Consider the following 26,393-nt stretch of genomic DNA (forward strand, 5'->3'; position numbering starts at 1 on the left):
CGGCGATGTGCCGTCAATCGCGCCCCGGCACAAGCTCGGCGGCGTGGCGCGGACCGAGAACGGCGCTGGCCGGGACCGACTGGCCGGGGCGAAGACGCGCGAGCAGGCGGTCGCGATCGACCGGACCGGGCAGGGTCCAGCCGCCGGTGTGGTGGGCGGAGAAACCGAAGAAGCGCCCATAATAGCTTGCATCGCCGATCAGCGTCATCGGCGCACTGCCGGCGCCGTCGGCCCGGGCGAGCGATGCTTCCATCAGCATGCGGCCGATGCCGTCGCGCTGCCGGTCGGGCCGCACCGCGACCGGGCCGACGAGGATCAGAGGCGTGGCCGCGCCCTCGGCCTCTGTCAGCTGGACCGGCCAGCATTGGATCGATCCCACCAGCATCCCGTCGTCGACCGCGGCCAGGCTCAGTCCGGCGACCGGATCGGTTCCCGCGCGCAGGCGATAGGCGGTGCGCTGGTGGCGGTCCGTGCCGAAGGCCTGATCGAGAAGCGCCTCTACGTCGGAGGAAGCGACAGAGGCGATAGGAACGAGCGTGATCAATTCGAAGGAGGATCCTTGCGTCATGAAGATGCCGCGCCGTCTGGACGGAGCGGACGGGCGCGTTTAGCGGTTCACAGATGAATGCCAAGCAAATTCGAGTTGCGCTTTTATGAAGCTTTTCGATGCCGATTGGGCCCCGAGCCCCCGCCGGGTGCGAATCTATCTCGCCGAGAAGGAAATCCCGGTCGAACGGGTTCAGATCGACATCAAGGGCGGCGAACATCTCCAGCCCGGTTATGTCGCGCTGAACCCGCAGCGGCAGATGCCGGCGCTGCTGCTCGACGACGGCACGCTGATCGACGATTCGCTCGGTATATGCCGCTATTTCGAGGCGCTTCAGCCCGATCCGCCGCTGTTCGGCAGAACGCCGTTGGAAATAGGCCTGGTCGAGTCGTGGCTGCGCAGGGTGGAGCATGACTGTTTTCAGGCGGTCGCGGCGGCGTTCCGCAACAAGGTGAGCGCCTTCGCCGGTCGCGCGGTGAGCGGCGAATGGCCGCCGATCGAGCAGATTCCTGAGATGGTCGACCGCGGGCGCCTGATGTGGGCCGCCTTCGCCGACGTGCTGGACGCGCATTTTGCAAAACATATTTTCCTCGTCGGCGATTATTTCTCGATGGCCGATATCGCCGCTCTGGTGGCGATCGACTTCGGGATCGGCACACGCCTGCCAGACCCGCGCGAGGATCATCCCGCGCTGGCGCGCTGGCATTGCGCGGTATCCGCCCGGCCATCGGCCGCGGCATGAGCTTTTTCCCCACCGATCGTGGAAAGCCTGTGGATAAGCTGTGGATAAGGACTATGCGAAGTCGCTATCGGGCGATGGCCACCGGCTTGCCCGATTTTCGGGCAGCGCTTATCGCAGATAGCCATGACGCCTGAATTCGGCACCAGCAGAACCGCTATCGTTACCGGCGCCGCGAGGCGAATCGGCGCGGAAATGGCGCGGGCGCTGGCGGCCGACGGCTGGGACGTCCTGATACACTACCGCAATTCGGAAACGGAAGCGCGGGCGCTCGCCGCCAGCCTGCCGCGTGCGCGGACGGTCCAGGCCGACCTCGCCGTGGCGGACGGGGCGGAGAGGGTGGTCGCCGCGCTCGACGGCATGCCGCCGCCGGGATTGCTGGTGAACAGCGCGTCGAGCTTCGTTTATGACAGTTTCGACGACTTTTCGGTCGACGCCTGGGACATGCACATGGCGGCGAATGCGCGGGGACCAGCGCTTCTGGCGCGTGCTTTCGCCGGGGCGGTGCCGGCGGGGTCGGGTGCGCTGATCGTCAACATGCTCGATGCCAAGCTGTCTGCGCTCAATCCGGATTTCTTCACCTACACCATCTCCAAGATCGCTTTTGCCGGGGTGCATGAACTGATCGCGCGCAGTCTTGCGGCGTCAAAGGTGCGGGTGAATGCGATCGCGCCGTCGGTTACGCTGGTGTCGGGGCCGCAGAGCCGTGAGAATTTCGACAAGGTCCATGATCTCAATGCCTTGGGACGCGGAGTCGACGTTACGGAAATCGTTGCCGCGCTTCGCTTTCTCATCGCTGTGCCGACCATCACCGGGCAGACGATCACCCTCGACGGCGGTCAGCGCTTTCTCGGCCTGCCGCGCGACGTTCAATATATGGAGTCCTGATGGATCCCGTTTCGCTCGACGGGCTCGTGCCCGAATTACTGCTGCCCCGCACGCGGCGCATCCTGCTTCAGGATTTCTCGGTACCGGTGGACATCGGCTTTCACGAGTTCGAGGTCGGCAATCCCCAGCGCATCTTCGTGTCCGTCGAAATCTGGCTCGACGAGGCCAGTTTCGCCGCCGAGGACGTGGTCTCGACCGCATGGGACTACGACTTCCTGCGCACCGAGATCCTCCGCCTCGTCGAAGGGCGGCGCTACAATCTGCAGGAAACGCTCGCGCGCGAGATTTATACGCTGGTGGCAGCCCGGGCGGGGGTCAAAGGCCTGCGGGTCGCGACCAGCAAGCCCGACGTGTATCCGGATTGTGCGGCGGTCGGGGTCGAACTCAGTTCATTCTGAGGCGGGACCGGTGCCGATCGTCCGGCCGCACGCGCCCAACTGCTCCAGGACATAGCGATAATCGGCGCGCACGGCGGTTGCGTCGGCCTCGGACAGCGCCGCGACGCTGCGCGCCGGCAGATGCGACGGCAGGAAGCAGGCGAGGCGATACCAAAGCAGCGTGTCACGCGCGGGCGTCGTCGCACTGTCGTCGACCATTTCGCCGAGGGCGACCGACCAGTTCGGCTGCTCGCCGGGGCGGCGGAGGATCGACAGCGAAATCGGCCGGTTGTCTGGCGTCGTCAGAAAGATCTGGGATTCGCTTTCACCTGGAATCGCGCCCGGAACATGAAAGGCATTGCCGATTCCCGTGACATAGGGCGGGCTCGATGCTGCGCTGGCTTCGGTAAGAATCGCGCGGAGACGCGATTCGTTGGCTTGCGTCCGTTCCAGCTGGGAAAAGGGCGAAGTCAGGCGGATTTCTTGCGGACGTCCGACGACCCGGTCAGCGAACAGGATGAACCGACTCTTCTTCAACTTAGGCGCTTTGCCCTTCGCATCGAGCGCAATGTCGACGATATAGCTGACCGCGCCGGGCATCCCGCCTGCTCCGCGCAGCAACATATCGGTGCTTGCCTGGACCAGGAATCGTGCTTTGCCGGGCGCCAGACCGGGAGCGAGCTCCCCCTTAAGGCGCTCGGCTTTGACGATCGTCACCCCGGCGACGAGTTGCGCGGGCAGTGCCAGATCAGCAAGATCTGCATAAGAAAAGGCCCGAAATTCGGGGCTCGGCGCTGTCTGGGCGGAGATCGGAGCAAGCGGGACGGCGAGCGCGCTCGCGACAATTGGCAGGCCAGCTAAAGCAAAAGTCGTACCAAAAGTTAATCTCGGACGGGTTCTACCCGGTCGACGCATTGGTGAAATCCTCATTGCCGCAACAAGACGGTCATCAATAACCTTTAGAGCGCGGCGGAGCCATGCCTGAAAACCGTAAGCCGCTTGGCGTTTGGGTTATTGCGTCCGTCGAACTGTCGCGATAAGGACACACCTCCGCTAAATATTAGAACATGTGTGGCGGGTGTGGGGCCGGAGCACCGATGGAGGACCATTGGGGCTATCCGGCGCCTTTTGCAGGCTTATGGATTGGAGGGAGTGCAGTTCCTTAATGGCTTATGCTGATCAATCGATGAGCACGCGCAAGGCCGTGTCGATCGGCCTGGTGATCCTGCTTCATGCAATCATCGGCTACGCGTTCGTTACCGGGCTTGCGTACAACGTCGTGAAGAAGGTCGCCCGCGACCTGAAGACGTTCGACGTGGAAGAAGAGGCTCCTCCGCCGCCGGACCAGCCGCCCCCGCCGCCGCCCGAACAGGTCGTCGAGCCGCCGCCCGTCGTGGCGCCGCCGCCGATCGTCCAGGTCGCGCCGACGGTTGCTCCGCCGATCGTCTCGGTGCCGGTCGCTCCGCCGCCGGTCATCACGCCCACTGCGCCACCGGCTCCGCCGGTTAGCCAGGCGGTTCGCGTGACGCCCAAGGGTAATTTCCAATCCCTGATGTCGACCGAGGATTATCCGTCGTCGTCGCTTCGTAACAACGAAGAGGGAACGGTGGCCTACAGGCTTGACGTCGGAACCGACGGCAAGGTGACGGCGTGTACGGTTACGGCAAGCAGCGGGTTTCCCGCGCTTGATACCACGGCCTGCCGTCTGCTGCAGCGCCGCGCCCGGTTCAACATCGGCAAGGACGCTGCAGGTAACCCGGTTACCGGTGTCTACAACGGCCGCTTCACTTGGCGAATCCCGAAGGATTGATCGGACAGGTCCGGCCCAGTCCCGGGCTGGACCTCACGACATTAATTTAGACAAGATTCAGAGAAGGAAATTCAGTTTATGGCTAGTCCCGCAGCCGCCGGTTCCAACCCTTATGGCCTGATGGCCGCTCTCGAGCAGGGTGGCACGATCGCCTGGACCGTCTTCATCATCCTCGTCGTCATGTCGGCGGCGTCCTGGTACATCATGTTCACCAAGCTGCTCGAGCAGCAGAAGATTCTGAACCAGGGCAAGAAGGCTCGCGCGACCTTCTGGACCGCGCCGAGCCTGAAGGACGGCCAGGCCAAGCTCGAGAAGAACTCGGCATACCGTCAGGTCGTCGACGACGGCCTGATCGCACAGGAGCAGCACACCAAGCTGACCGATCCGGTCGACCAGCATGAGTGGCTGACCGGCTCGCTGGCCCGCAGCCAGGCCGCGATCAACTCGAAGCTCGGCAACGGCCTGGCGGTTCTCGCGACCGTTGGCTCGACCTCGCCGTTCATCGGTCTGTTCGGTACGGTTATCGGCATCTACCGCGCGCTCATCAAGATTGGCGCCGCCGGTCAGGCCTCGATCGACGCCGTCGCCGGCCCGGTCGGTGAAGCGCTGATCATGACCGCGCTCGGTCTCGCCGTGGCCGTTCCGGCCGTGCTCGGCTACAATTGGCTGATCCGCCGCAATAAGGTCGTCGCCGAAGAGCTGTCGGCCTTCGCGACCGACCTGCACGGCTACATGGTCTCGGCCGGTGCGGTGAAGCCCGCCGCTCCGGTGAAGGCCGCTCCGGTTGCCGTCAAGAAGTAAGCGGCCGACGAATAGGGGCGGGCGCGAAAGCGTCCGCCGTGTTCGATTAGGAATGAGAAGGCCAGGACCGGCGGCCACGCTGGTGATCCGCTGAGCCGCCCAAGTAGATAGGATTTGTGCCGATGGCCATGAGTGCGGGCCCCGCCGAAGACGACAGCCCGATGTCGGACATCAACACGACGCCGCTCGTCGACGTCATGCTGGTGCTGCTCATCATCTTCCTCATCACCGTTCCGGTCGTGATCCAGACGGTCCCCGTCAAGCTTCCCAATGTGGTGTTCGAGCCGACCACGACCAAGCCCGAGAATGTCGCGCTGAGCGTGCGCGCCGCTCCGAACGGCGCTTGTGAGGTCTATTGGGGCCAGACCCGGGTTACTGCTCAAGAGCTGATCGACCGCGCGGTCGTCAAGCTCAAGAAGGAAATCGACAAGCAGGGCGGTCCGACCGCACCGGGCCTCGAGCTTCCCGAAGTCCATATCCGCGGGGATATCAACACGCCCTACCGTTGCATCGGGGGCGCTGTGTTCACCATGCAGCGTGCCGGTTTCACCCGCGTGGGCTTCATCTCCGAGCCGCCAGCCGGCTATGCCACCGCGCGTCTCTGATATCGCTTTCGAGGAGTTTTAGTCATGGCAATGGCCGCAAGTACGACCGAAGGCGAGCCCATGATGGACATCAACACCACGCCGTTGATCGACGTGATGCTGGTGCTTCTGATCATGTTCATCATCACCATTCCGATCCAGACTCACGCGGTGAAGCTCGACCTTCCGGTCGACTCGGGTGACAACACCCCGCCGCCGGTCGATCCGGTGAAGAACAAGGTCGTGATCACGCCCGGTGGTGAGATCCTCTGGAATGGTTCGCCGATCTCGAAAGTCCAGCTGCGTCAGTATCTGGACATCACCCAGACGATGAACCCGATTCCCGAGCTGCATCTGCAGCCCGATCCGCAGGCGCGGTATGTGCTGGTCGACGAAGTGCTCGCGATCACCAAGCGCGCGCAGGTCGAGAAGATGGGCTTCGTCGGCAACGAGGCTTATGGTGGCGCCTTCTAAGGCGTTTCCCTCCGTCTGAATCAGAAAGGGCGGCCTCTCGGGGCCGCCCTTTTTGTTTGTCCGGTGGCTGGTCAGGGTCTTATGCTAGCCCGGCATATTCGCGCAGCGGCGTCTCCGGCCGAGCGCCGAAATGCGAGATGACCTCCGCCGCGGCGAGTCCCGCGATCCGCGCGCATTCCGCAAGCGGCTGATCCCGGGTGAGCCCATAGAGGAAGCCGGCGGCGTAAAGATCGCCCGCGCCGGTTGTGTCGACGACGCGCTCCACCCTGGCGGCCGGGCTCTTGATCCGCTCATCGCCGCACACGACGACCGAACCTTCCGAACCGAGCGTAACCGCTGCGAGTTCGACCATCGCGGCGAGCTTCGCAAAAGCGCTGTCGAGATCGTTGCTCTCGAACAACGAGGCAATCTCGGTCTCGTTGGCGAAGAGGATGTCGACGCGATTTTGGACCAGGTCGAGGAAGTCGGCGCGGTGGCGCTCCACGCAAAAGGCATCGGACAGCGACAGCGCGACCTTGCGGCCCGCGGCGTGGGCGATGTCCGCCGCACGGTGGAAGGCGGCCTTGGCCTGGGGATCGTCGTAGAGATAACCCTCGAGATAGGTGACCTTGGCCGATGCGACGAGTGCTTCGTCGATATCGTCGGCGGTCAGGTTCACGCAGGCGCCAAGATAGGTGTTCATCGTCCGCTCGCCGTCCGAGGTGACAAAGATGATGCAGCGAGCGGTGGCGGGGCCGTCGGTCGCCATCGCGGTGGTGAAGCGAACGCCCGCGGCAAGGAGGTCATGGCGATAGGCTGCGCCGAGTTCGTCGTCGCGCAGTTTGCCGATATAGCCGCAGGCCGCTCCCAGCGAGCCGAGACCGGCGATCGTGTTGCCCGCCGAACCGCCCGAGGCCCGCGTGACCGGGCCCATCGCGGCGTAAAGGCGTTCGGCCGTTGCCTCATCGATCAGCGTCATCGCGCCCCGGGCCAGCTGGTGGCGCTCGAGGAATTTGTCATCGGCATGGGTGAGCAGATCGATGATCGCGTTGCCGATTCCGACGACGTCGAGGGTCGCTTCGGTCATGAACGGGCCTTTATGGTGGGCGGGTGCGCCGGTGGAAATTTTGTGGCAAAGCCGCTGTTCCCATGCCGCGCGCCGCGCGTGGCGGCAAGCCCCGGACGTGATTGACCGAATCTATGCTCGACGAACTTGACGACCTGATGCGCAGCGCGCGCGCTTGGCGGGAGGCCGGCCATGGCGTCGCCATCGCCACCGTGATCCAGACCTGGGGCTCGGCCCCGCGCCGCCGGGGATCACACGCGATCATCCGCGACGACGGGCTGTTCGAAGGATCGGTAAGCGGCGGCTGCGTCGAAGGCGACGTCATCGTCGCGGCGCAGGCGCTGTTGCGCACCGGCGGCGGTTTCGAGCGGCGCGACTATGGCGTGCAGGATGAAAGCGCCTGGACCTTCGGGCTGGCCTGCGGCGGCACCATATCGGTGCTGATCCAGACGGTCGACGCGGCGCATTTTTCGCCCGGACTGCTCGACCGGGTCATTGAGGAGCGTGCGCTGGGACGCGCGATCCCGATCACGACCGACCTGTCGGCGGGTGCAAGCGTCGAGGGCGAAGCCGGTGATACCCAGGGCTTTTTCACCAATCTCTACCCGCCGCCGCTGCGGATGATGATCGTGGGCGCGGTCCATGTCAGCCAGGCGCTGGTGCCGCTGGCGCGGCAGCTCGGCTACCGGGTTTTGCTCGTCGATCCGCGCGACAGCTTCGCCGCGGCGAGCCGCTTCGCCGATATCGACGTCGACACGCGCTGGCCCGACGAGGCTTTCGCTGACTGGAAGCCCGATGGCGGCACCGCGGTCGTCACCCTGACCCACGACCCGAAGATCGACGACCCCGCGCTCGCTGCGGCGCTAGGCAGCGAAGCCTTCTACATCGCCGCCTTGGGATCGCGCCGTACCCACGCCGCACGGCTCGACCGGCTCCGCGCACAAGGTTTCGACGAAGCGGTGCTCGAGCGGATCGATGGCCCCGCCGGACTGGCGATAGGCGCGGCGACCCCGGCTGAAATCGCGCTGTCGATCCTGGCTGGGGCGACCGCCGCGCTGCGCATGGCGTGACCGTCGGCGCGATCCTGCTCGCCGCGGGCGGCGCGCGCCGGATGGGCGAGGACAAGCTGCTCGCCGATCTTGGCGGCAAGCCGCTGCTCCTGCATGCCTTCGAGGCGATCATGGCGGCGGGGCTCGGCCAGCCGGTCGTCGCGGTTTCGCCTGGCAGCGCCGTGGTTCCGCTGATCGCGGGGCGCGCCGCCCTGGTCGAGGTCGAGAATCATGCGCTGGGCATGGGCCACTCGCTCGCGGCGGCGATCCGCGCGGCGCCGCTGGACTGGAGCGCGGCGATCATCTGCCTGGGGGATATGCCCTTCGTTTGCCCCGGCACGCTGGCGATGCTTGTCGACAGGGCGACGCCGGATAGCATCGTCAGGCCGCGGTTCAATTCCCGGGCCGGCAATCCAGTCCTGTGGGGGCGGAGCTTCTTCGCCGCGCTCGCGCGTTCGACCGGCGATACCGGCGGACGAGCCCTGCTGGCGCATCACGAGACGCAATGGCTCGACTGCGACGACCCCGGGGTGCTGTACGATATCGACACGCCCGACGCGCTGGCGGAGGCGCGAGCCCGGTCAGAGCGTCCGTAGCGCTGCCGCCGGGCGTGCCGCCAGCGCCGGGAGCGCGCCGAGCAGGCCGATGCCGAGCGTACCCAGCGCACCGACGACGAGCGTGATGAACACGACCGCCCAGTCAGGTGCCCATTTCATCTCGAAGATCGAGGTGACGATGTACCAGCCCGCGACACTGCCCGCCGCAAGCGCGAGGCCCGAGATGATCAGCGCGAGCAACGCATATTCGATCGCCTGGGCAGCGAGAATCTGGCGACGGTTCGCGCCGAGCAGCTTGAGCAGCACGGCATCGTAGAGCCGCGCCCGGCGCGACGCTGCGATCGCGCCGACCAGCACGGCGATGCCCGCCGCCAGGGTCACCGACGCGGCGGCGCGGATCGCGGTGGCGAGCTGACCGAAGATCGTCGAAACCTGCCCGACCACATCCTTCACCCTGATCAGCGAAACTGCCGGAAAATCGGCGATAACCGCGCGGTTGACCGCAGCCTCGCGCGCGTCGGGGATGGTGATCGTCGCCATATAGCTGTGCGGCGCGCCCTCAAGAGTCCCCGGCGCGAAGACGATGCCGAAGTTGAAGCCCATCGTTTCCCAGTTCACCCGCCGGATCGAGGCGATCCTCGCGTCGATCTCGACCCCCAGCACCGACAGGGTCATCCTGTCGCCCGGCTTGAGGCTGAGCGCCTCGGCGGCCTGCTCCTCAATCGAGATCAGCGGCGGGCCGGCATAATCGGCGGGCCACCATTTTCCCGCGACGATCTCATTGCCCTCGGCCAGCTTCGTCGAATAGGTCAGCCCCCGGTCGCCGTTGAGGATCCAGGCACCCTTGGGGATCGGCTTGATGTCGGTGACGGGCACGCCGCGCACGGCGACGACAGAACCGCGCAGCGACGGAACGCTGTCGATCACCGCTTCGGGCGCGCGGGCCTTCACGACGGCACGGAAGCGATCGATATCCTCGGTGCTGATATCCAGCGCGAAGAAGTTTGGCGCGGCGGCGGGGATGGTTCGCTCGATCTGATTGGCCAGGTTGCTCTGGAGCACCGCCAGCATCACGAACAGGGTGAGGCCGAGGCCGAGCGCTACTATCAGCCGGTCGGTCTGCGCCGCCGGGCGATGGAGGTTGGCGATGGCGAGCCGAAGCAGCGGTCGGCGCGGGCGGGGCAGCGCACGCGCGCCACGCCGGACTAGGCGGCCTATCAGTCCGAGTAGGGCGAAGACCGCGACCATCCCGCCGAGGAAGCCCGCGCTGAGCAGCGGCTGCCGCGCGGTGCCGATGGCGAGCGTGGCGATGCCGAGCGCCGCGACGCCCATTACCAGCAGCACGCGCCAGCGCGGCAGGCCAAAGGGTTCGATCCGCGCACGGAAGATCGCCGCCGGGCTGATCTCTCCCGCGCGGGCGAGCGGGGCAAGGCTGAACAGTAGCGCGGCAAGCAGGCCATAGGCCGCGCTCACCAGCAGCGGCACCGGGAAGAGCGCGAATTTGGGCTGAACGGGCAGGGCGTCTCCGGCGATCTGCCCGACGATCGCGGGGACCGCAGCGCCGACGGCGAGGCCACCGAGGATCGCCGCCGTGGCGACGACCGCGATCTGAATCAGATAGATCTGGAAGATCGTCTGCGAAGATGCGCCGAGGATCTTGAGCGTGGCGATGCCGGGCCGCCGCTGGTCGAGCCAGGACGACACGCCGTTGCCGACGCCGATCCCGGCGACGATCAGCGCGGTGAGCCCGACGAGAATCAGGAACTGGCCAAGCTGATCGACGAAGCGGCGCAGGCCGCGCGCCGCGTTGGTGCGGTCGCTGACCTCCCAATTGGCGTTGCGGTAGCGGTCGGCGAGGCCATCGGCGAGTATGCGGATATCGGGATTGCCAGCCAGGCGGATGCGGTAGCGCGCGGCGTAGAGGCTGCCGGGCTGGACGAGTCGGGTGGCGTCGAGCCCCTGTTGCGACGTGATGATCGACGGGCCAAGAGTGAAGCCTTCGCCGACCCGATCGGGTTCGTCGTCGATCAGCCCGATCACGCGCAGCTTCGTCTCGCCGACGCGTACGTTGTCGCCCACGCGCAGGGACAGCCGTTCGGCCAGCGCTGGCGCGATGGCCGCGTCCAAGCCGGTGGGGCGCGTGGCGAGTGCGCCAGGTGCGACGGTGAAATTGCCATAGAGCGGCCAGCGCGTGTCGACGCCCTTCAGTTCGGCGAGCACCGACGCGCTCGCATCGAGCCGCGACACCATCGCGCGCATCTTGATCGTCTCGGATACCGCGCCAAGCCGCGCGAAAGCCGCGCGTTCGGCGGGATCGGCGGTGCGCTGGGCGACGCGCATCTCGATGTCGCCGCCCAATATCTCACGGCCGCGCGCGTCGAGCTCGGCGGTGATCGCCTGACTCAGACTGCCGACGCCCGCCAGACCGGCCACGCCGAGGAACAGGCAGATGATCAGCAGGCGCAGCCCGCGAAGACCCCCACGCAGATCGCGCAGCGCCAGCGTCCAGGCGGTTCTCATGCGGCGGTGCGATCGGAGACGATCAAGCCGTCGCGCATTTCCACGACCCGCGCGCAGCGCTGCGCCAGCGCGGGATCATGGGTGATGACCAGCAGCGTCGCGCCGGTCTCGCGCTGGCGATCGAACAGCAGGCCCATGATCGCGGTGCCGGTCGCGGCGTCGAGGTTGCCGGTGGGTTCGTCGGCGAACAGGATCGCCGGTCGCGGCGCGGTGGCGCGGGCGATGGCGACGCGCTGCTGCTCGCCGCCCGAAAGCTGCGCGGGATAGTGGTCGAGGCGGTGGCCGAGGCCGACCGCTTCCAGCTCGGCTCTGGCGCGATCGAAGGCGTCAGCCTCCCCGGCGAGTTCGAGCGGCACCGCGACATTTTCGAGCGCGGTCATGGTGGGGAGCAGGTGGAAGGCCTGGAGGATGATGCCGATTCGTCCCCGCCGGGCGGCGGCGAGCGCGTCCTCATCAAGGCGGGAGAAGTCCAGACCCGCGATCATGATCCGCCCGTCGTCGGCGCGTTCGAGCCCGGACAGAATCGCCATCAGCGAGGATTTGCCCGATCCCGACGGACCGAGCAGTGCCACGGTTTCCCCGGTGCCGATTGCCAGATCAATGCCTTTGAGGATGTCGACCCGCGCCGGACCCTTGCCAAGCGCGAGACGGACCGCGCCGGCGTCGATGATGGGGGAAGTCATGCGGGTGGGGCATTCCTCTGTCGTTGCTGTAGTGCAACATGAGGATCGCCTGCCCGACTATCAATGGCCCAGAGCCGAATTTACCGTATCATAGGCGTAATACGGTTCGTGTCCCGCTAGGCTCAGGCGGCCTTCGCCGCGAGGCTCTGGGCCTTGGCCTTCAGCCGCTTGAGTTCGGGTAGCGCCCGATCGAGCGCGCTCTGGTGATGGTCGTCGCAGCGCGGCATGCGGTTCCAGGCGTCGAGCGCGGCAATCTTGTAGGCCTCGGCGAGAGTCGGATAGTTGAAGGTGTTCTCGACGAAATAGTCGATCGTCCCGCCCAGGTTCAGCACCGCCTGGCCGATGTGGATCAGCTCGGTCGCGCTTTCGCCGATGATGTGCACGCCGAGCAGACGGCGATCCTCCAGCGCGAAGATCAGCTTCATCATGCCGGCCTGCATACCCATGATATGACCGCGCGAGGTCTCGCGGAAGCGGGCGATGCCGCATTCATAGGGAATGCCCTTCTCGCGCACTTCCTGTTCGGACAGGCCCACCGTCGAGATTTCGGGCACCGCGTAGATACCATAGGGGAAATAGGCGGGGGCGGGGGGCATGGGGGCGCCAAAGGCGTGGCAGGCAGCGATGCGGCCTTGCTCCATCGAGGTCGAGGCGAGGCTGGGGAAGCCGATCACGTCACCGGCGGCGTAGATGTGCGGCACGCTGGTCTGCAGCGTCACCGGATCGACGGTGAGACGTCCGCGGCTGTCCGCTTCCAGCCCACAATTCTCCAGACCCAGCGGAGCGGTCGCGCCGATCCGACCGGCGGCGTAGAGCAGCATCTCCGAACGGATGCGGCGGCCGTCTTCGAGCACCGAAATCGCCCAGCCCTGGCCGTCGATCTCGACGCGGTCGACCTTCGCGCCGAGGCGGATCGCCATGCCGCGGTCGCGGAGCTGATGGACGAAATCGTCGATGATCTCGCGGTCGACGAAGTCGAGGAAGCTGTCGCGCGGCTCGATCAGCGTGACGGGGACATCGAGCGCCGAGAAGATCGTCGCATATTCGATCCCGATCACGCCCGCGCCGATCACGGTCAGGCTGCGCGGCACGCGCGGCTCGGAGATCAGGTCGTCGCTGTCGAGGATATTAGTGCCGTTGAAAGGGATCGATGAGGGACGGTAGGGGGTGGTACCCACCGCGATCAGCACGCGCTCAGCCTCGAAGATATGCACCTCGCCCTTCGGCCCGGTGACAGCGATCTCATGTGGACCGCGAAACTGGGCCACGCCTTCGATGGTGCGCACGCCGTTGCGGGTGAACTGATGTTCGAGCACGTCGATCTCATGATCGAGGGTCATCTGGAGCCGGGCATTGAGATCCTTGCCCTCGATGTCTTTCTTCACGCGATAGGCGCGGCCGTAGAAGCCTCGCTCGCGCCAGCCGGTCAGGTTGAGGACGGTCTCGCGCAGCGTCTTGGAGGGAATGGTGCCTGTGTGGACCGACACGCCGCCGACGCGATAGCGATTCTCGACAACGAGCACCGACTTGCCCAGCTTGGCGGCCTGAATGGCGGCGCGGCGTCCCGCCGGTCCGCTGCCTATCACGATCAATTCGTAGCGCATCACATCCCCCGGATTGCCCGCCATCGCGAGTCCGACGCACCCTTCTGCACGCGAAGGTTGGAGATATGGTTAACGCGGCAAGAGGGGTGGGACGAACGATCGGGCAGGGCAAAGAAGAAGGCCCGCCTCTTTCGAGACGGGCCCACTTCATTTGCTCCGGAGGGTTATGCCTTAACCTTCGGTTTGGCGCTGCCGCCTTTTTTCGGGCGCTTCGGCGCGGCCGGGACGATCTCGAAGGCGAGCGTCTCATCCTTGAGCTTCACCTTGACCTCGCCGCCATGGACGAGCTTGCCGAACAGCAGCTCCTCGGCCAGCGGCTGCTTGATCTTCTCCTGGATCAGCCGGCCCATCGGACGGGCGCCATAGAGCTTGTCATAGCCCTTGGCGGTCAGCCAGGTCTTGGCGTCGTCGTCGAGGCTGATGTGCACGTCGCGGTCCGCCAGCTGCAGTTCGAGCTGGAGGATGAACTTCTCGACCACGCGCGAGACGACCTCGGTCGGCAGATAGCCGAAGGGGACGATCGCATCGAGACGGTTGCGGAATTCCGGCGTGAACATCTTCTTGACCGCTTCCTCATCCTCGCCTTCGCGGGTGAGGTTGCCGAAGCCCAGGCTCTCGCGCGCCATGTCGGACGCGCCGGCATTGGTGGTCATGATCAGGATCGTATTGCGGAAATCGACCGTCTTGCCGTGGTGATCGGTCAGCTTCCCGTTGTCCATCACCTGCAGCAGGATGTTGAACAGGTCGGGATGCGCCTTCTCGATCTCGTCGAGCAGCAGCACGCAATGCGGATGCTGGTCGACCGCATCGGTCAGCAGGCCGCCCTGATCATAGCCGACATAGCCCGGAGGCGCGCCGATCAGGCGGCTGACCGAATGGCGCTCCATATATTCGGACATGTCGAAGCGCTGGAGCGGAATGCCCAGGATCGAGGCGAGTTGACGCGCGACCTCGGTCTTGCCGACACCGGTGGGCCCCGAGAACAGATAGTTGCCGATCGGCTTGTCCGGATCGCGCAGACCCGCGCGGCTCAGCTTGATTGCCGAGCTGAGCAGTTCGATAGCCTTGTCCTGGCCGAAGACGACGCGTTTGAGATCGGTCTCAAGCGAGCCAAGCACCTTCTTGTCGTCGGTCGACACCGACTTGGCCGGGATGCGCGCCATCGTCGCGATCACCGCCTCGATCTCCTTCGGGGTAATAACCTTCTTGCGCTTGGCCGGGGGCACCAACATCTGCGACGCACCGACCTCGTCGATCACGTCGATCGCCTTGTCGGGCTGCTTACGGTCGTTGATGTAGCGCGACGACAGCTCGACCGCCGCCTTGATCGCATCGGGCGTGTACTTGACGTTGTGATGCTCCTCGAACGCCGAACGCAGGCCCGAGATGATCTTGATCGTATCCTCGTTGGTCGGCTCGTTCACGTCGATCTTCTGGAAGCGCCGCAGCAGCGCGCGATCCTTCTCGAAATGGTTGCGGAACTCCTTGTAGGTGGTCGATCCGATGCAGCGGATCGTACCGCCCGAGAGCGCCGGCTTGAGCAGGTTCGACGCATCCATCGCGCCGCCGCTGGTCGCGCCCGCGCCAATCACGGTGTGGATCTCGTCGATGAACAGAACCGCGTGGGGCAGCTTCTCGAGCTCGGTCACGACCTGCTTCAGCCGTTCCTCGAAATCGCCGCGGTAGCGGGTGCCGGCGAGCAGCGCGCCCATGTCGAGCGAATAGATGACCGCGGGCAGCAGCACTTCGGGCACGTCGCCTTCGACGATCTTGCGTGCCAGACCCTCGGCGATTGCGGTCTTGCCGACGCCTGGATCGCCCACATAGAGCGGGTTGTTCTTCGAGCGGCGGCACAGGATCTGGACGGTGCGATCGACCTCGGGGCCGCGGCCGATCAGCGGATCGACCTTGCCGTTCTTGGCTTTCTCGTTGAGATTGACGCAGAACTGCTTGAGCGCGCTTTCGCCCTTCTTGCCGTCGGACTTGGCCTGGCTCTTCTCTTCTTCGGCGCCCTTCACTTCGCGTTGCTCCGTGGGTTGTCCGGCCTTGCCGACACCGTGGCTGATGAAGCTGACCGCATCGAGGCGGCTCATATCCTGCTGCTGCAGGAAGAAGACGGCGTAGCTCTCGCGCTCGCTGAACAGGGCGACGAGAACGTTGGCGCCGGTCACTTCCTCGCGGCCCGAAGACTGGACATGGAGGATCGCGCGCTGAACGACGCGCTGGAAGCCGCTGGTCGGCGACGGATCGGTCTCACCCTCGACCTTGAGCGCGTCGAGCTCCGTGTCGAGATAGTTCGTCACTGCGTTGCGAAGCTCGGTCAGTTCGACGCCACAGGCGGTCATCACCTTCGACGCATGCTCATCGGCGATCAGCGCGAGCAGAAGATGCTCGAGCGTCGCATATTCATGGCGCCGGCTGCTGGCTGCGCTCAGCGCATTGTGCAGCGTCTGTTCGAGTTCGCGGGCGAAGGAAGGCATATTCTAATACTCCTCGCGACATGGAAGGGACCATGCCGGTAACGCATATGTCGGGTGCCCAGGGCCGTTCATCAAGAACCGGCCTCTGCCGAGACAGCGAAGCGCCGATCTCGACAGCGCGCCTTCATCGCTTGAATAGGCTTTCAGCGGTTGCGCGATGGTTAACGGCATTTTTAATTTTTGTCCGGCAGCGGGCGATTTCGCCTTCCAGCGCGGTGATCCGCGCCTCGAGTTCGTCCACGGAAAGATGATCGATATCCTGCCGGGTGAGTTGATTCACCGGATCATCGGGGCGCTTCGCGAAAAGATCGTCTGGCTCCATGGACACAGCGTTGACCGCAGCGGGCCGCATGTCAATAAACCCTTCGTCGAATCCGGCCGGTTCGGCGCGAAAATGGGGGACTTTATGGCCGAAATTCCCGAATGGATGACGGCGATCGACCCTGCCGAGAAGGGCGGACCAGAGGTGTTGGCACCGGTGCAGCGGCCCGTGCCCCGCCCAGGGCGCGATCAGTTGCTCATCCGAGTCGCCGCCGCTGGCGTCAATCGGCCCGATGTCTCGCAACGCATGGGCGCCTATCCGCCGCCGCCGGGCGCGCCATCGATACCCGGCCTCGAAGTCGCGGGTGAGGTGGTAGCGCTGGGCGAGGGGACGCTGCCTGAACTGCTCGGCCAGCCGGTCTGCGCGCTGGTCGCGGGCGGCGGTTATGCCGAATATGTCGTCGCCGACGCCGGGCTATGCCTGCCGGTACCGAACACATTGTCGATGATCGAGGCGGCGGCGATCCCCGAGACGCTGTTCACCGTGTGGAGCAATGTCTTCGAGCGCGCCTATGTCGCTGACGGCGACAGCGTCCTTGTCCATGGCGGCACGAGCGGGATCGGTACGATGGCGATCATGCTCGGCAGGATCTTTCAGGTGAAGATGATCGTCACCGCCGGATCGGACGAGAAATGCGCGGCGGCCGTGACGCTCGGCGCGGCGCATGCGATCAACTACCGCACCCAGGATTATGTCGAAGAGGTGAAGCGGATCACGGGCGGAAAAGGTGTCGATGCGGTGCTCGACATGGTCGGCGGCGACTATCTGCCGCGCAATCTGGACTGCCTGGCCGATGACGGCCGCCATGTTTCTATCGCGGTGCTGGGTGGTGCGAAGGCCGAAATCCCGATCTGGAAGATCATGCAGAAGCGGTTGACCTTGACCGGATCGACGCTGCGGCCGCGCAATGTCGCGTTCAAGACCGCGGTGGCCGAGGAGATCGCGGCGGTCGTATGGCCGCATGTCGAGGAAGGGCGGCTGAAGCCGGTGATCGACGCTACCTTTCCGCTCGCACAGGCCGCCGACGCGCACCGTCGGCTCGAGCAGGACCATATCGGCAAGATCGTGCTGCTGGTCGGGGAACAGGCCGGCTAGGCTGGCGGGATCGAAAAGGCCGGACCCCGGGGACCCGGCCTTTCGACGTCAGGCTACTTGTCGAGCATCTTCGCATGGTCGAGATGCTTTTGGACCACCGGGGCGATCTCGCCTGCGGCGGTCTTGAGCGACGCCGTGTCGCCATGCTCGGCATAGTCGCGCATCAACGCCAGTGCAGTTTGATGCGCGTCCACCTGGCCATCGACATAACGTTCGTCAAACTCCGCGCCCTTCCGTGCGCGTAGCTCGGCCAGGTCCTCATTCTGGTCTTCGGTCAGCGTCGCATTGGGCGTAAGCGCCGGGCTAGCGGCGGCGGCGGCGGCCTTGATCTTGGCGGTCGATTCGGTGTGCGCCTTGATCATCTCCGCCGCGAAGTCCTTGACCGCCTGCGACGCGGCGTTGGTCGCTGCGATCTTGGCCGCGGCGATTTCGAAGGCGTCGGACTGGGCTGCCTGGTCGACGAAGCCCTGGCCGTTGGGCGTAGGCGTCATCGCCTGCTGGACATCGACCATCGCATTGGACGCCATCGCGCCGGCGGTATCGGCGGTCTCCATCGCGCTGTTGGTTGCGGATTCGGCGGTGTTCTGGGCCTTCTGGCCACAGCTCGCGAGGCCCAGCGACAGGATGCCGGCCGACGCGATCAATATAATTTTATTCATGAAACTCTCCTAGGTGTCGTCGGCGCGCCAACGATCGGGAGATCGAGCCGTTCCCTGCATTAACCTGAGTTTAGGCCAGGATTTCACGAAGACGCAGAGCGTTGCCGAGCGCCGCCATGCTGGCGGTGTTGTCGAAGATGCACCAGGAGGCCTCATAGGCGGCCGGCCTGCCGATTAGGTCCGCATAGGTTCGCAACCGCGCCTCTTCATAGGACGATCGGTAGATAACTGGCGAGCCATGGAGACGGAAGTAGCAGCGCGAAGTGGTTCCCCCGGGTAGCTCCGCTCCGGCCACACGGGCGGGATCGGCGGCGACCCGCGCGACGCGCGCATTGCGAAGCAGTTCGTCTGCGACGGGGGCAAACCAGCTCGCATGCCGCGGTTCGCATGCGATCGATGCCGGTATCGCGGTGTGAAGCGCGTCGAAGAAGTCACCCGCCACAGCCGGGTCGAAAGTAAGGCTCGGCGGTAACTGCACCAATATCGTGCCGAGCTTTTCACCCAGCCCGCCGATCTCTTCGGCGAAGGAGGTTATCAATGCATTGGCGCCGGCCAGGCGATGTTCATGGGTGATGCTGCGCGGGAGCTTTACCGAGAAACGGAACGTCGGCGGTACGCTTGCCGCCCAGCGTTCATAGGTGGTGCGGCGATGCGGCCTGTAGAAGCTGCTGTTGATCTCGACCGCGTTGAATCGCGCGGCATAGCGCTCGAGATGGGAGTGTTCGTGGGGAAAGGCGTCGCGATATCGCGATGGGATCGACCAGCCCGCTGTCCCGACATAGATCGCCTGCGTCACGGCTTGCGCGTAAAGGCGAAATGGTCGCGGATCCGGGCGTTGAAGAACTGCCCCTTCGACCGCGCGGACCGCATCGCCGCGACGATCCGCGCCGGAACATCGTGATAGCTGTAACGCCGGCCGGTCACGAACTGGATGTCGAGACGCCGTTCTTCCGGATCATAATCGAAGCTTCGGATGACGGTAGATGGCATGCGAACCAAACGCCGCGCCGCCGCCGATGATCCCATGATCAGACGAAGAGGTCGACGACTTCCGCATCGGGCATCACCGCTTCGACCAGTAGCGAGCGGTGGCAACAAGCGGGTTCGCGCTCGAAGCAAAGCAGCGCGGTAGGCCGTTCCGTCGCCATATCCAGCAGTTGTGCGGCCTGGACCATCGCCTCGGGCAGTTCGAGCTGGCCCATATAGATATGGCGCAACCGGGCGAGATCATGCTTGCGTGCGGCTTCGCGCCCCTCGGGCGGTGTGCCCAGCGCCTTCAGGCCGACATAATCGATCCCCGCCTCGCGAAGCCCCGCGGCCAGAATGTTCTTCGAGAAGCCGGGGCGGCGGGATAGCGGCACCGCGCGGACGTCGGCGAGCAGTTTTATCCCGGCCTCCCGAAGCCGCGCGATGAACTCGCCCTGGGTCGCGCCTTCATAACCGATGGTGAAGATCTTCATCGGGCAGAGGTGGGAAAGGGGCGCGGGAATTGCACCCCTCCGGCTCAGTTCTTGTTGCCGCCGCGGTTGGCGTAGAGCAGCGCTGCGACGATCGCGGCGGATCCGATGCCGATCGCCGCGCCGACGACCGCTGTCTTCTTGGTGATCTTGGGCACCGAGGGGAGCTTCCGCTTGCTCGTTTCGGCCTTCGGTGTGCTGCTGTCGTCCAACGCAAAACTCTCCTGATCATGCCGCCGCCATCGAAGCGCCGGCGGTTCGGAAAGGCAAGTGAGCCTCGCCGAGTCGTTCCGGCACCGTGGCGAACGGCTTTGGCGGATTCACCATATTCGATCGGCGGGGCGTGGGGAATCCCCCACCGGGGTGCATGGGTAATAATCCGGAAGCGGCCTCAGCTCAGCGCTTGCCACAGCAGTTTGGCGGTGAGGGCGAGGCTGATCGTCACCAGCACCGGGCGGATCACCTTCGCGCCGAAGCGCATCGCGGTGTGCGAGCCGGTATAGGCGCCCGAGGCGGAGCCGATCGCCATGCAAAGGCCGAGCAGGATCAGCGCGTGCCCGCCGATCAGGAAGACGATCAGGCTGCCGACATTGCTGGCGAAGTTGAACGCTTTCGTGTGGGCGGTCGCCCGGATCAGGCCCATGCCGCGCAGCGAGACGAGGCTCGTCGCGAAGAAGCTGCCGGTGCCGGGCCCGAAGAAGCCGTCGTAAAAGCCGATCGCGCCGCCGACCGGCAGATAGGCCTTGGGTGTCAGCCGCTGGTGGACGTCCTCGTCGGTCATGCGCGGGCTGAGCAGCACATAAGCGGCGACCGCGACGAGCAGGACGGGCACGATGAGTTCGAGGACGTCGGTCTTGATCGACTGGACGATCCACGCCGCCAGACCCGACATCAAAGCGATGACCACTATCTGCGGCCAATAGGTGCGCCAGTCGACCATCTTCTTCAGCGAGAAGCTGATTGTCGCGGTGCCCGAGCTGAAGCTGCCCTGTAACTTGTTGGTGGCCAGGGTCGCGACCGGCGGGATCCCGGCCGATAGCATCGCAGGGATGGTGAGCAATCCGCCGCCGCCGGCGATCGCGTCGATGAACCCCGCGATGAAGGCGATCAGCGTCAGGATCGCATAGGTGTCGAGGCCGAAATCCATATTCCGCCCGTGCCGCACGGCGCGGCGCGGCGCAAGCCTTGGCACTGCGGAGCGCCGAGTCTATGGCCTGCGGCCATGACAGCTCCCCGCTTCCAATTCTCGATCGCCGCGACCGACGGCAAGGCGCGCACCGGCACGATCAGCATGCAGCGCGGCGAGATTCGCACGCCCGCCTTCATGCCGGTGGGCACCGCCGCGACGGTGAAGGCGATGAAGCCCGCCGATGTCCGCGCGACCGGAGCGGACATCATCCTCGGCAACACCTATCATCTGATGCTTCGCCCGGGCGCGGAGCGCGTCGCGCGGCTGGGCGGGTTGCACCAGTTCATGCGCTGGGATCGCCCGATCCTCACCGACAGCGGCGGCTATCAGGTGATGAGCCTGTCGGCGCTGACCAAACGGAGCGAGGAAGGCGTCGCCTTCAAGAGCCATCTCGACGGTTCGGCGCATATGCTGAGCCCCGAGCGGTCGATGGAGATCCAGCGGCTGCTCGGCTCGGATATCGTCATGGCGTTCGACGAACTCGTGCCGACCACGTCCACGTCCCAGCAGCAGGCCGAGGCGATGGAGCGTTCGATGCGCTGGGCGCGGCGTTCACGCGCAGCTTTCGACGCGGGCGGCGAACATGCCGAACGCGCGGCGCTGTTCGGTATCCAGCAGGGCGCGCTCGACGAGAAGCTGCGCAAGGCATCGGCCGACGCGCTGCTCGACATCGGCTTCGACGGCTATGCGGTCGGCGGCCTTGCGGTGGGCGAGGGGCAGGAGGCGATGTTCGCCACGCTCGATTTCGCGCCCGGCCAGCTCGATCCGGCCAAGCCCCGTTATCTGATGGGCGTCGGCAAGCCCGACGACATCGTCGGTGCGGTCGAGCGCGGCATCGACATGTTCGATTGCGTGCTGCCGACCCGATCAGGCCGCAATGGCCAGGCGTTCACACGCTCGGGGCCGATCAACCTGCGCAACGCCAAGTTCGGCGAGGATCAGCGCCCACTCGACGAGCGATGCGCCTGTCCGGTCTGCGGCCAGTTCAGCCGCGCCTATATCCACCATCTGATCCGCGCGGGCGAGATTCTGGGCGCGATGCTGATGACCGAGCATAATCTGAGCTTCTACCAGGCGCTGATGGCAGACCTGCGCGCGGCGATCGGCGAGGGGCGGCTGGCTGACTTTTCTAACGAATTTCGGCGAGATTATTACCGCGGCGGATAAACGAAAAACCCCAGCAAACCGAAAGGCTTGCTGGGGTTTTTAATGGTGGGCGTGGCAAGGATTGAACTTGCGACCCCTGCGATGTCAACACAGTGCTCTACCACTGAGCTACACGCCCAACGCGGGGCTCACTAGCGGAGCCTTTGCGGCCACGCAACCCCGCTAAAAAGCTTTTTATCAGATGCCGGTCGCGCTGCCGATCTGGAACATGCGATCGACCTCGAGAACCAGGTCGCGCAGGTGAAAGGGCTTCGACAATACCTTGGCGTCGGGCGGCGTCGCTCCGGCCTTCAGCGTCACCGCCGCGAAGCCGGTGATGAACATCACCCGCATGTCGGGCGCGATCACGTTGGCGCGTTGGGCCAGCTCGATGCCGTCCATCTCGGGCATGACGATGTCGGTGAGCAGCAGATCGAAGCTGTCGCTTTCGAGCAGCGGGAGGGCCGCCGTGCCGCGATCGACGCTGGTCACCGCATAGCCGTTACGCTCCAGCGCGCGAGCGAGATACTCGCGCATCGAATCGTCGTCCTCGGCCAATAATATCCGGATCATAGCCCTTGATCGCATCCCCCAACCGGCCTCGTGCCGGTGAAGCATGCTCCATTATGCGACAACCACTTAACAAATTCCAGCATGGAACGCAGAATTTGCGCCAGTCCGCCGGTCGCCGCGGTTGCGCGCTGACAAGCGCGGACCTAGCAATCGGGTAATGACTGCCGAAGCCGCTTTCTCGATGCTGGGCCCCGCGACACCGCAATCGCCGGTGCTGCTCGCGGTGCCGCATGCCGGACGAAGCTATGCGCCCGACCTGGTCGCAGCGGCGCGGGTACCGATCGAGCGGCTGCGCGCGCTGGAGGATCGGCACGCCGACCGGCTGGTCGAACAGGCGGTGGCCGGGGGTGCGACGGCCATCGTCGCCCGCACCGCCCGCGCGGCGATCGATCTCAACCGCGATCCGCGCGAGATCGACCCCGCCATGATCGAGGACCGGGGCAGCGCTGAAGGCCTGGTGCTGAGCGGCAAGGTCCGCGCGGGGCTGGGCTTGTTTCCACGCCGTCTGCCGTCATGCGGCGAACTGTGGCGCACGCGGATGACGATGGCCGAGGCCGAACGCCGCATCGCCGTGGCGCATGTGCCCTATCATCGCGCAATCGCCGAGCGGCTGGAGGTCACCAGGGCGCTGTTCGGGGCGGCGGTGCTGATCGATTGCCATTCGATGCCGCCGCTGCCGGTGCGGCAGGCCGGCGGGCCGGTGCGGATCGTGGTCGGTGACAGGTTCGGGGCGGGCGCAGCTTCATCAGTGGTCGATGTCGCCATGGCGGTGATCGAAGGTGCGGGGCTGCGTGTCGCGCGAAACCATCCCTATGCCGGCGGCTACACGATCGATCGGCATGGACGCCCGCGCAAGCAGGTGCATGCAATCCAGATAGAATATGACCGGTCGCTTTACCTGGATGCGAGTCTCGATGCTCCGGCGAGCAATCTTGACGGGTGTGCGCGCCTGCTGGCGCTGATTGTCGACAAAATCGCCGGATTGTTCGAGTCGAGTCTGCCGGTCGCAGCCGAATGAGCAGGTGGATGCGCGGGCAGACGACGCCCCTTTACGTAAAGGGATGGCTTCTTCCCCAGCCGTGATGGCCTTTGGTGAAGGCGCACACGGCATTATTGCGTATACGAAACAAGGCCGGATGAAGCACGGCAAATGGCGGTGGAAACTGCTAAGTCGTTATACTCAAAAAAGAACCACCCCGTGCTTTCGCACGAGGTGGCCAAGGTTCAGGGAGGAACGCATCCCGGAGGATGCGCCGTACGAGGCCGCGAAAGGGGGGCACGACCGCCGTACACATGCAAGATAGGGGGGTTCACCGGGCGTTTCAAGGATAGTTCGCCCTCATTGGGGAAATTCCTTATCTCGCCGGGTATTTAGGCGCTATTCCGGGCCTCTCAGGCGGTGAGCGGCGGGTTCGGCGCCGGCGTCTTGCCCTGCTGCATCTGCATAGCGAACACGTCGCGAATCAACGACAGCGAGAAGAGATGCGCATGAATCAGCGGCAAGAGGCCGCTCTGGACCATCTTGCGCAGAACGTCGCCGCGCAGTTCCTTGAGCTTTTCCTCCGAAACGATCTGGAAGCCGCGATAGACGAAGGGCTGGTCAGCGCCTTCCGGTTCGATCGTCACTTCGCCATCGATCAGCAGCTTGTTCTGGATCAGCTCCTCCATGAACATGCCGGTGCGCATGCCGGCCTGTTCGAACTGCTCGCAGAAGCCCAGCGTGTTCTTGATCGCGTCGGAAGGCTCGCTGCCCTCGAACAGCGGGGCACCGTCCTCGAACTCGCCGATCACGCCCGAGCTGCTGTCGAAGCAGAGCGACAGATCATCGCTGTCGGGACGGAGCTTGGCGAGCATGAAAGGATAGCGGCGAACATAGGCCGGCACGTAGAGGTTGTTGGTCGGGATGCCATTTTCGTCGGTGAAGACGTTGACGCCCTCGTTCAGGCCGAACAGGCCGAGCGGCACCGGGTTCGGGCCTGCCGAGAAGACGATCGGGTAGTGGCGCTGCGCGAGGATGAACTCCTCAACCGTCAGCGGCACCGCATGCGCCTTGGCGAAAAAGGGCGCGGTTTCGAGGGTGCGGGCCTTCCAACCAGCGTGGAGCTGGCTCGAGAGCGGCTGCAGCTCATTGTAGAAAAGGGGCAGGGCGTTGGCCGGGGCGCTCGCCATTGAGGATTCTCCTGAAAATGCCGGTCAGATTATCGAGAGGCGCAAAGCCCCATTTAATGCCCCCGCCGTCTATTGACCCTGATCGCCGGAAGCAAGGGCCTGTCATTCAGGCGGAACGAGCTTTCCGGGGTTCATGATGCCCAAGGGATCGAGCGCCCGCTTGATCGCCCGGAGAGTGTGGAGCCGGGGCTGGTCGGTCAGCCGGGCGAACTCGGCCAGCTTGGCTTGGCCGATGCCATGTTCGGCCGACAGCGAGCCGCCGGCCGCAGCAACGCGATCGTGGACCATCGCGCTTGCCTCCGCGCCATGCCGCGCGATCCACGCCAGCCGGTCTTCGCCGGGCGGGGGCAACAGGTTGAAGTGGATGTTGCCGTCGCCGAGATGGCCGAAGGCGATGATCCGCGATCCCGGAAAGTGCGCTTCCAGGCGGTCCCGCTCGCGATCGAGAAAGGCGGGCATATCGAGCACCGGGACCGATATGTCGTGCTTGAGCGAGTGACCGTCGATTTTCTCGGCCGGAGAGATGGATTCGCGCAAAGTCCACAGGGCTTCTGCCTGCGCTTCACTCGACGCGATGGTCGCATCCTGCACGAGCCCGTCCTCGATGGCGGCGGCAAGCCCCTGTTCCAGCATGGCCTCCGGATCAGCGCCCCGTCCGCCGACGGCTTCGATAAGGACGTTCCACGCGTGGCTTGCGTCGAGCGGCGGCCGCGTGCCCGGAATGTTGCGCAGAACCAGCGCCAGAGCGTTGGCGGGCACCAGTTCGAACGATTCCACCGCTTCGCCGGTCCGTTCTTCGAGGCGGCGCAGCAGGGTGAGCGCATCGCGCGGGCTTGACAGGCCTGCCCAGGCGACGGCGCGTCCCGAAATGGCCGGCACCAGTCGCAGCGCAGCGGCAGTGACGACGCCGAGCGTGCCTTCCGCACCGGTCAGCAACTGGCGCAGATCATAACCGCGATTGTCCTTGCGAAGCGTCGCCAGCCCGTCGAACAGCGATCCGTCGGGCAACACTGCCTCGATCCCCAGAACCAGCGCGCGCATCGGGCCGAAGCGCAGTACCTGCGTCCCACCGGCATTGGTCGAGACGAGCCCGCCGATGGTCGCGGAGCCCTTCGCCGCCAGCGACAGCGGGAAGCGCCGCCCGATCGCAGCGGCGGCGTCGTGGAGGTCCGACAAGATCACCCCGGCCTCCGCAATCACCGAATTGTCGTCCGCGGAGATGGCGCGAAGCCGGTTCATTCGCCGCGTCGACAGCAGTAGCGCCGAGCCGTCGGCGGCGGGGGTCGCGCCCGCGACCGTACCGGTATTGCCCCCCTGCGGGACCAGCGCGACCCGCGCCTCGGCACACAGGCGGACGATCGCAGCGGTCTGTGCGGCGTCGGCCGGGGCGAGCAGCGCGGCACTCTCACCATGATAGCGATCCCGCCAGTCGACCAGCCACGGAGCGATCAGATCGCGGTCGGCGATGAAACCCTGCGGGCCGAGCAGGGTCGCGAGCTTGTCGAGCAGTTGCTTGTCGGGAAAGTTGAGGTCGGCCATGGCGGGAACATAATCTAGGCCCCGCGCGATTTGCCAGTTAATCCGCTGTTCAACCAATTGCGCCGAAGGATGAAAGGGTTAGGGTG

At 65.2% G+C, this 26,393-nt stretch carries 29 protein-coding genes and 1 tRNA gene; 12 read left to right on the forward strand and 18 right to left on the reverse strand.

The window, feature by feature from the left end:
* Window positions 1–13 precede the first annotated feature (13 nt).
* Window positions 14–544: a GNAT family N-acetyltransferase gene (locus tag ASE00_RS03105; protein ID WP_056379254.1), complete on the reverse strand. Its 531-nt coding sequence runs from the start codon at window positions 542–544 to the stop codon at window positions 14–16.
* A 109-nt stretch (window positions 545–653) separates the two neighbouring features.
* Here ASE00_RS03105 and ASE00_RS03110 point away from each other — a divergent pair, with 109 nt between their 5' ends.
* The 3 genes from ASE00_RS03110 (at window position 654) to ASE00_RS03120 (ending at window position 2,572) form a co-directional block, all read left to right on the forward strand.
* Window positions 654–1,289, forward strand: coding sequence for a glutathione S-transferase family protein (locus tag ASE00_RS03110; RefSeq protein ID WP_056377717.1), 636 nt, complete (start codon window positions 654–656; stop codon window positions 1,287–1,289).
* A gap of 123 nt (window positions 1,290–1,412) precedes the next feature.
* Window positions 1,413–2,174: an SDR family oxidoreductase gene (locus tag ASE00_RS03115; protein ID WP_056377719.1), complete on the forward strand. Its 762-nt coding sequence runs from the start codon at window positions 1,413–1,415 to the stop codon at window positions 2,172–2,174.
* The gene (locus tag ASE00_RS03120) at window positions 2,174–2,572 is read left to right on the forward strand and encodes a dihydroneopterin aldolase (protein ID WP_056377721.1); all 399 of its coding nucleotides are present in this window, start codon (window positions 2,174–2,176) and stop codon (window positions 2,570–2,572) included. Before ASE00_RS03115 ends, ASE00_RS03120 begins: the two co-directional genes overlap by 1 nt.
* Here ASE00_RS03120 and ASE00_RS03125 read toward each other — a convergent pair.
* Window positions 2,564–3,268 carry a hypothetical protein gene (locus ASE00_RS03125; protein ID WP_235538522.1) on the reverse strand — a complete coding sequence of 235 codons (705 nt, stop codon included), beginning with the start codon at window positions 3,266–3,268 and terminating at the stop codon, window positions 2,564–2,566. The genes ASE00_RS03120 and ASE00_RS03125 overlap by 9 nt on opposite strands.
* Before the next feature lie 448 nt (window positions 3,269–3,716).
* Between ASE00_RS03125 and ASE00_RS03130 the strand changes: the two genes are divergently transcribed.
* From ASE00_RS03130 to ASE00_RS03145, 4 genes are all read left to right on the forward strand, one after another.
* Entirely contained in the window at window positions 3,717–4,361 is a 645-nt protein-coding gene (locus ASE00_RS03130; RefSeq protein WP_056377723.1) for an energy transducer TonB, read from the forward strand.
* A 78-nt stretch (window positions 4,362–4,439) separates the two neighbouring features.
* Complete coding sequence (locus ASE00_RS03135; RefSeq protein WP_056377725.1) at window positions 4,440–5,162, forward strand: MotA/TolQ/ExbB proton channel family protein; 723 nt, start codon at window positions 4,440–4,442, stop codon at window positions 5,160–5,162.
* Between the two features lie 122 nt (window positions 5,163–5,284).
* Window positions 5,285–5,767, forward strand: a complete 483-nt coding sequence (locus ASE00_RS03140) for an ExbD/TolR family protein (protein WP_056377727.1) — start codon at window positions 5,285–5,287, stop codon at window positions 5,765–5,767.
* A gap of 24 nt (window positions 5,768–5,791) precedes the next feature.
* Window positions 5,792–6,220 carry an ExbD/TolR family protein gene (locus ASE00_RS03145; RefSeq protein ID WP_056377728.1) on the forward strand — a complete coding sequence of 143 codons (429 nt, stop codon included), beginning with the start codon at window positions 5,792–5,794 and terminating at the stop codon, window positions 6,218–6,220.
* Window positions 6,221–6,299: 79 nt separating this feature from the next.
* Here the strand turns inward: ASE00_RS03145 and ASE00_RS03150 are convergent, their stop codons facing one another.
* The gene (locus tag ASE00_RS03150; RefSeq protein ID WP_056377730.1) at window positions 6,300–7,286 is read right to left on the reverse strand and encodes an adenosine kinase; all 987 of its coding nucleotides are present in this window, start codon (window positions 7,284–7,286) and stop codon (window positions 6,300–6,302) included.
* Window positions 7,287–7,399: 113 nt separating this feature from the next.
* Between ASE00_RS03150 and ASE00_RS03155 the strand changes: the two genes are divergently transcribed.
* Together ASE00_RS03155 and ASE00_RS03160 are read left to right on the forward strand one after the other, a co-directional pair.
* Complete coding sequence (locus tag ASE00_RS03155) at window positions 7,400–8,335, forward strand: XdhC family protein (protein WP_056377732.1); 936 nt, start codon at window positions 7,400–7,402, stop codon at window positions 8,333–8,335.
* On the forward strand, window positions 8,332–8,910 hold the full coding sequence (locus tag ASE00_RS03160) for an NTP transferase domain-containing protein (protein WP_056377734.1): 579 nt from the start codon (window positions 8,332–8,334) through the stop codon (window positions 8,908–8,910). The genes ASE00_RS03155 and ASE00_RS03160 overlap by 4 nt, the downstream gene beginning before the upstream one ends.
* Here the strand turns inward: ASE00_RS03160 and ASE00_RS03165 are convergent.
* From ASE00_RS03165 to ASE00_RS22775, 5 genes are all read right to left on the reverse strand, one after another.
* Entirely contained in the window at window positions 8,896–11,391 is a 2,496-nt protein-coding gene (locus tag ASE00_RS03165) for an ABC transporter permease (protein ID WP_056377736.1), read from the reverse strand. The genes ASE00_RS03160 and ASE00_RS03165 overlap by 15 nt on opposite strands.
* Complete coding sequence (locus ASE00_RS03170) at window positions 11,388–12,074, reverse strand: ABC transporter ATP-binding protein (protein ID WP_056377738.1); 687 nt, start codon at window positions 12,072–12,074, stop codon at window positions 11,388–11,390. The genes ASE00_RS03165 and ASE00_RS03170 overlap by 4 nt, the downstream gene beginning before the upstream one ends.
* Window positions 12,075–12,196: 122 nt before the next feature.
* The gene (gene sthA / locus ASE00_RS03175; RefSeq protein ID WP_235538523.1) at window positions 12,197–13,678 is read right to left on the reverse strand and encodes a Si-specific NAD(P)(+) transhydrogenase; all 1,482 of its coding nucleotides are present in this window, start codon (window positions 13,676–13,678) and stop codon (window positions 12,197–12,199) included.
* A 164-nt stretch (window positions 13,679–13,842) separates the two neighbouring features.
* Complete coding sequence (gene clpA / locus ASE00_RS03180; RefSeq protein ID WP_056377739.1) at window positions 13,843–16,158, reverse strand: ATP-dependent Clp protease ATP-binding subunit ClpA; 2,316 nt, start codon at window positions 16,156–16,158, stop codon at window positions 13,843–13,845.
* Window positions 16,159–16,282: 124 nt separating this feature from the next.
* Window positions 16,283–16,480, reverse strand: coding sequence for a DUF1192 domain-containing protein (locus ASE00_RS22775; protein ID WP_200957902.1), 198 nt, complete (start codon window positions 16,478–16,480; stop codon window positions 16,283–16,285).
* 84 nt (window positions 16,481–16,564) lie between these two features.
* On the opposite strand from ASE00_RS22775, the gene ASE00_RS03185 reads away from it, so the two are divergent.
* Window positions 16,565–17,575, forward strand: a complete 1,011-nt coding sequence (locus ASE00_RS03185) for an NAD(P)H-quinone oxidoreductase (RefSeq protein ID WP_056379258.1) — start codon at window positions 16,565–16,567, stop codon at window positions 17,573–17,575.
* A 53-nt stretch (window positions 17,576–17,628) separates the two neighbouring features.
* On the opposite strand, the gene ASE00_RS03190 is transcribed toward ASE00_RS03185, so the two are convergent.
* The 6 genes from ASE00_RS03190 to ASE00_RS03210 form a co-directional block, all read right to left on the reverse strand.
* Complete coding sequence (locus tag ASE00_RS03190; RefSeq protein ID WP_056377740.1) at window positions 17,629–18,234, reverse strand: DUF4142 domain-containing protein; 606 nt, start codon at window positions 18,232–18,234, stop codon at window positions 17,629–17,631.
* Between the two features lie 70 nt (window positions 18,235–18,304).
* Window positions 18,305–19,030, reverse strand: a complete 726-nt coding sequence (locus ASE00_RS03195) for a DUF72 domain-containing protein (RefSeq protein ID WP_056377741.1) — start codon at window positions 19,028–19,030, stop codon at window positions 18,305–18,307.
* Window positions 19,027–19,224, reverse strand: a complete 198-nt coding sequence (locus tag ASE00_RS03200; RefSeq protein ID WP_056379260.1) for a KTSC domain-containing protein — start codon at window positions 19,222–19,224, stop codon at window positions 19,027–19,029. The genes ASE00_RS03195 and ASE00_RS03200 overlap by 4 nt, the downstream gene beginning before the upstream one ends.
* 38 nt (window positions 19,225–19,262) lie before the next feature.
* Complete coding sequence (locus ASE00_RS03205; RefSeq protein WP_056377742.1) at window positions 19,263–19,694, reverse strand: DUF488 family protein; 432 nt, start codon at window positions 19,692–19,694, stop codon at window positions 19,263–19,265.
* A gap of 44 nt (window positions 19,695–19,738) precedes the next feature.
* Complete coding sequence (locus ASE00_RS23820) at window positions 19,739–19,903, reverse strand: hypothetical protein (RefSeq protein WP_200957868.1); 165 nt, start codon at window positions 19,901–19,903, stop codon at window positions 19,739–19,741.
* 179 nt (window positions 19,904–20,082) lie between these two features.
* Complete coding sequence (locus ASE00_RS03210; RefSeq protein WP_056377743.1) at window positions 20,083–20,838, reverse strand: TSUP family transporter; 756 nt, start codon at window positions 20,836–20,838, stop codon at window positions 20,083–20,085.
* A gap of 75 nt (window positions 20,839–20,913) precedes the next feature.
* On the opposite strand from ASE00_RS03210, the gene tgt reads away from it, so the two are divergent.
* Window positions 20,914–22,047: a tRNA guanosine(34) transglycosylase Tgt gene (gene tgt / locus ASE00_RS03215; RefSeq protein WP_056377744.1), complete on the forward strand. Its 1,134-nt coding sequence runs from the start codon at window positions 20,914–20,916 to the stop codon at window positions 22,045–22,047.
* A gap of 43 nt (window positions 22,048–22,090) precedes the next feature.
* Here the strand turns inward: tgt and ASE00_RS03220 are convergent.
* Together ASE00_RS03220 and cpdR are read right to left on the reverse strand one after the other, a co-directional pair.
* Window positions 22,091–22,165: transfer RNA gene (locus ASE00_RS03220), tRNA-Val, on the reverse strand.
* Between the two features lie 59 nt (window positions 22,166–22,224).
* Complete coding sequence (gene cpdR / locus ASE00_RS03225; RefSeq protein ID WP_056377745.1) at window positions 22,225–22,599, reverse strand: cell cycle two-component system response regulator CpdR; 375 nt, start codon at window positions 22,597–22,599, stop codon at window positions 22,225–22,227.
* A gap of 157 nt (window positions 22,600–22,756) precedes the next feature.
* Between cpdR and ASE00_RS03230 the strand changes: the two genes are divergently transcribed.
* Window positions 22,757–23,617 carry an N-formylglutamate amidohydrolase gene (locus ASE00_RS03230; RefSeq protein ID WP_056377746.1) on the forward strand — a complete coding sequence of 287 codons (861 nt, stop codon included), beginning with the start codon at window positions 22,757–22,759 and terminating at the stop codon, window positions 23,615–23,617.
* A gap of 374 nt (window positions 23,618–23,991) precedes the next feature.
* Here ASE00_RS03230 and ASE00_RS03235 read toward each other — a convergent pair whose 3' ends face one another.
* Window positions 23,992–24,768: a SapC family protein gene (locus ASE00_RS03235; RefSeq protein WP_056377747.1), complete on the reverse strand. Its 777-nt coding sequence runs from the start codon at window positions 24,766–24,768 to the stop codon at window positions 23,992–23,994.
* Window positions 24,769–24,870: 102 nt separating this feature from the next.
* Window positions 24,871–26,307, reverse strand: a complete 1,437-nt coding sequence (locus tag ASE00_RS03240) for an FAD-binding oxidoreductase (protein WP_056377748.1) — start codon at window positions 26,305–26,307, stop codon at window positions 24,871–24,873.
* Window positions 26,308–26,393: the final 86 nt, after the last annotated feature.

The organism is Sphingomonas sp. Root710, from assembly GCF_001429065.1.
Taxonomy (GTDB): domain Bacteria; phylum Pseudomonadota; class Alphaproteobacteria; order Sphingomonadales; family Sphingomonadaceae; genus Rhizorhabdus.

Excerpts from the sequence above, each read along its gene's own strand:
- ASE00_RS03240 (WP_056377748.1), bottom strand. The coding sequence starts at position 26,307 with ATGGCCGACCTCAACTTTCCCGACAAGCAACTGCTCGACAAGCTCGCG.
- ASE00_RS03115 (WP_056377719.1), top strand. The coding sequence starts at position 1,413 with ATGACGCCTGAATTCGGCACCAGCAGAACCGCTATCGTTACCGGCGCC.
- ASE00_RS03135 (WP_056377725.1), top strand. The coding sequence starts at position 4,440 with ATGGCTAGTCCCGCAGCCGCCGGTTCCAACCCTTATGGCCTGATGGCC.
- ASE00_RS03155 (WP_056377732.1), top strand. The coding sequence starts at position 7,400 with ATGCTCGACGAACTTGACGACCTGATGCGCAGCGCGCGCGCTTGGCGG.
- ASE00_RS03230 (WP_056377746.1), top strand. The coding sequence starts at position 22,757 with ATGACTGCCGAAGCCGCTTTCTCGATGCTGGGCCCCGCGACACCGCAA.
- ASE00_RS03130 (WP_056377723.1), top strand. The coding sequence starts at position 3,717 with ATGGCTTATGCTGATCAATCGATGAGCACGCGCAAGGCCGTGTCGATC.
- sthA (WP_235538523.1), bottom strand. The coding sequence starts at position 13,678 with ATGCGCTACGAATTGATCGTGATAGGCAGCGGACCGGCGGGACGCCGC.
- clpA (WP_056377739.1), bottom strand. The coding sequence starts at position 16,158 with ATGCCTTCCTTCGCCCGCGAACTCGAACAGACGCTGCACAATGCGCTG.
- ASE00_RS03170 (WP_056377738.1), bottom strand. The coding sequence starts at position 12,074 with ATGACTTCCCCCATCATCGACGCCGGCGCGGTCCGTCTCGCGCTTGGC.
- ASE00_RS03120 (WP_056377721.1), top strand. The coding sequence starts at position 2,174 with ATGGATCCCGTTTCGCTCGACGGGCTCGTGCCCGAATTACTGCTGCCC.
- ASE00_RS03150 (WP_056377730.1), bottom strand. The coding sequence starts at position 7,286 with ATGACCGAAGCGACCCTCGACGTCGTCGGAATCGGCAACGCGATCATC.
- ASE00_RS03145 (WP_056377728.1), top strand. The coding sequence starts at position 5,792 with ATGGCAATGGCCGCAAGTACGACCGAAGGCGAGCCCATGATGGACATC.
- cpdR (WP_056377745.1), bottom strand. The coding sequence starts at position 22,599 with ATGATCCGGATATTATTGGCCGAGGACGACGATTCGATGCGCGAGTAT.
- tgt (WP_056377744.1), top strand. The coding sequence starts at position 20,914 with ATGACAGCTCCCCGCTTCCAATTCTCGATCGCCGCGACCGACGGCAAG.
- ASE00_RS03110 (WP_056377717.1), top strand. The coding sequence starts at position 654 with ATGAAGCTTTTCGATGCCGATTGGGCCCCGAGCCCCCGCCGGGTGCGA.
- ASE00_RS03140 (WP_056377727.1), top strand. The coding sequence starts at position 5,285 with ATGGCCATGAGTGCGGGCCCCGCCGAAGACGACAGCCCGATGTCGGAC.
- ASE00_RS03190 (WP_056377740.1), bottom strand. The coding sequence starts at position 18,234 with ATGAATAAAATTATATTGATCGCGTCGGCCGGCATCCTGTCGCTGGGC.
- ASE00_RS03165 (WP_056377736.1), bottom strand. The coding sequence starts at position 11,391 with ATGAGAACCGCCTGGACGCTGGCGCTGCGCGATCTGCGTGGGGGTCTT.
- ASE00_RS03185 (WP_056379258.1), top strand. The coding sequence starts at position 16,565 with ATGGCCGAAATTCCCGAATGGATGACGGCGATCGACCCTGCCGAGAAG.
- ASE00_RS03235 (WP_056377747.1), bottom strand. The coding sequence starts at position 24,768 with ATGGCGAGCGCCCCGGCCAACGCCCTGCCCCTTTTCTACAATGAGCTG.
- ASE00_RS22775 (WP_200957902.1), bottom strand. The coding sequence starts at position 16,480 with ATGGAGCCAGACGATCTTTTCGCGAAGCGCCCCGATGATCCGGTGAAT.
- ASE00_RS03210 (WP_056377743.1), bottom strand. The coding sequence starts at position 20,838 with ATGGATTTCGGCCTCGACACCTATGCGATCCTGACGCTGATCGCCTTC.
- ASE00_RS03205 (WP_056377742.1), bottom strand. The coding sequence starts at position 19,694 with ATGAAGATCTTCACCATCGGTTATGAAGGCGCGACCCAGGGCGAGTTC.
- ASE00_RS03200 (WP_056379260.1), bottom strand. The coding sequence starts at position 19,224 with ATGCCATCTACCGTCATCCGAAGCTTCGATTATGATCCGGAAGAACGG.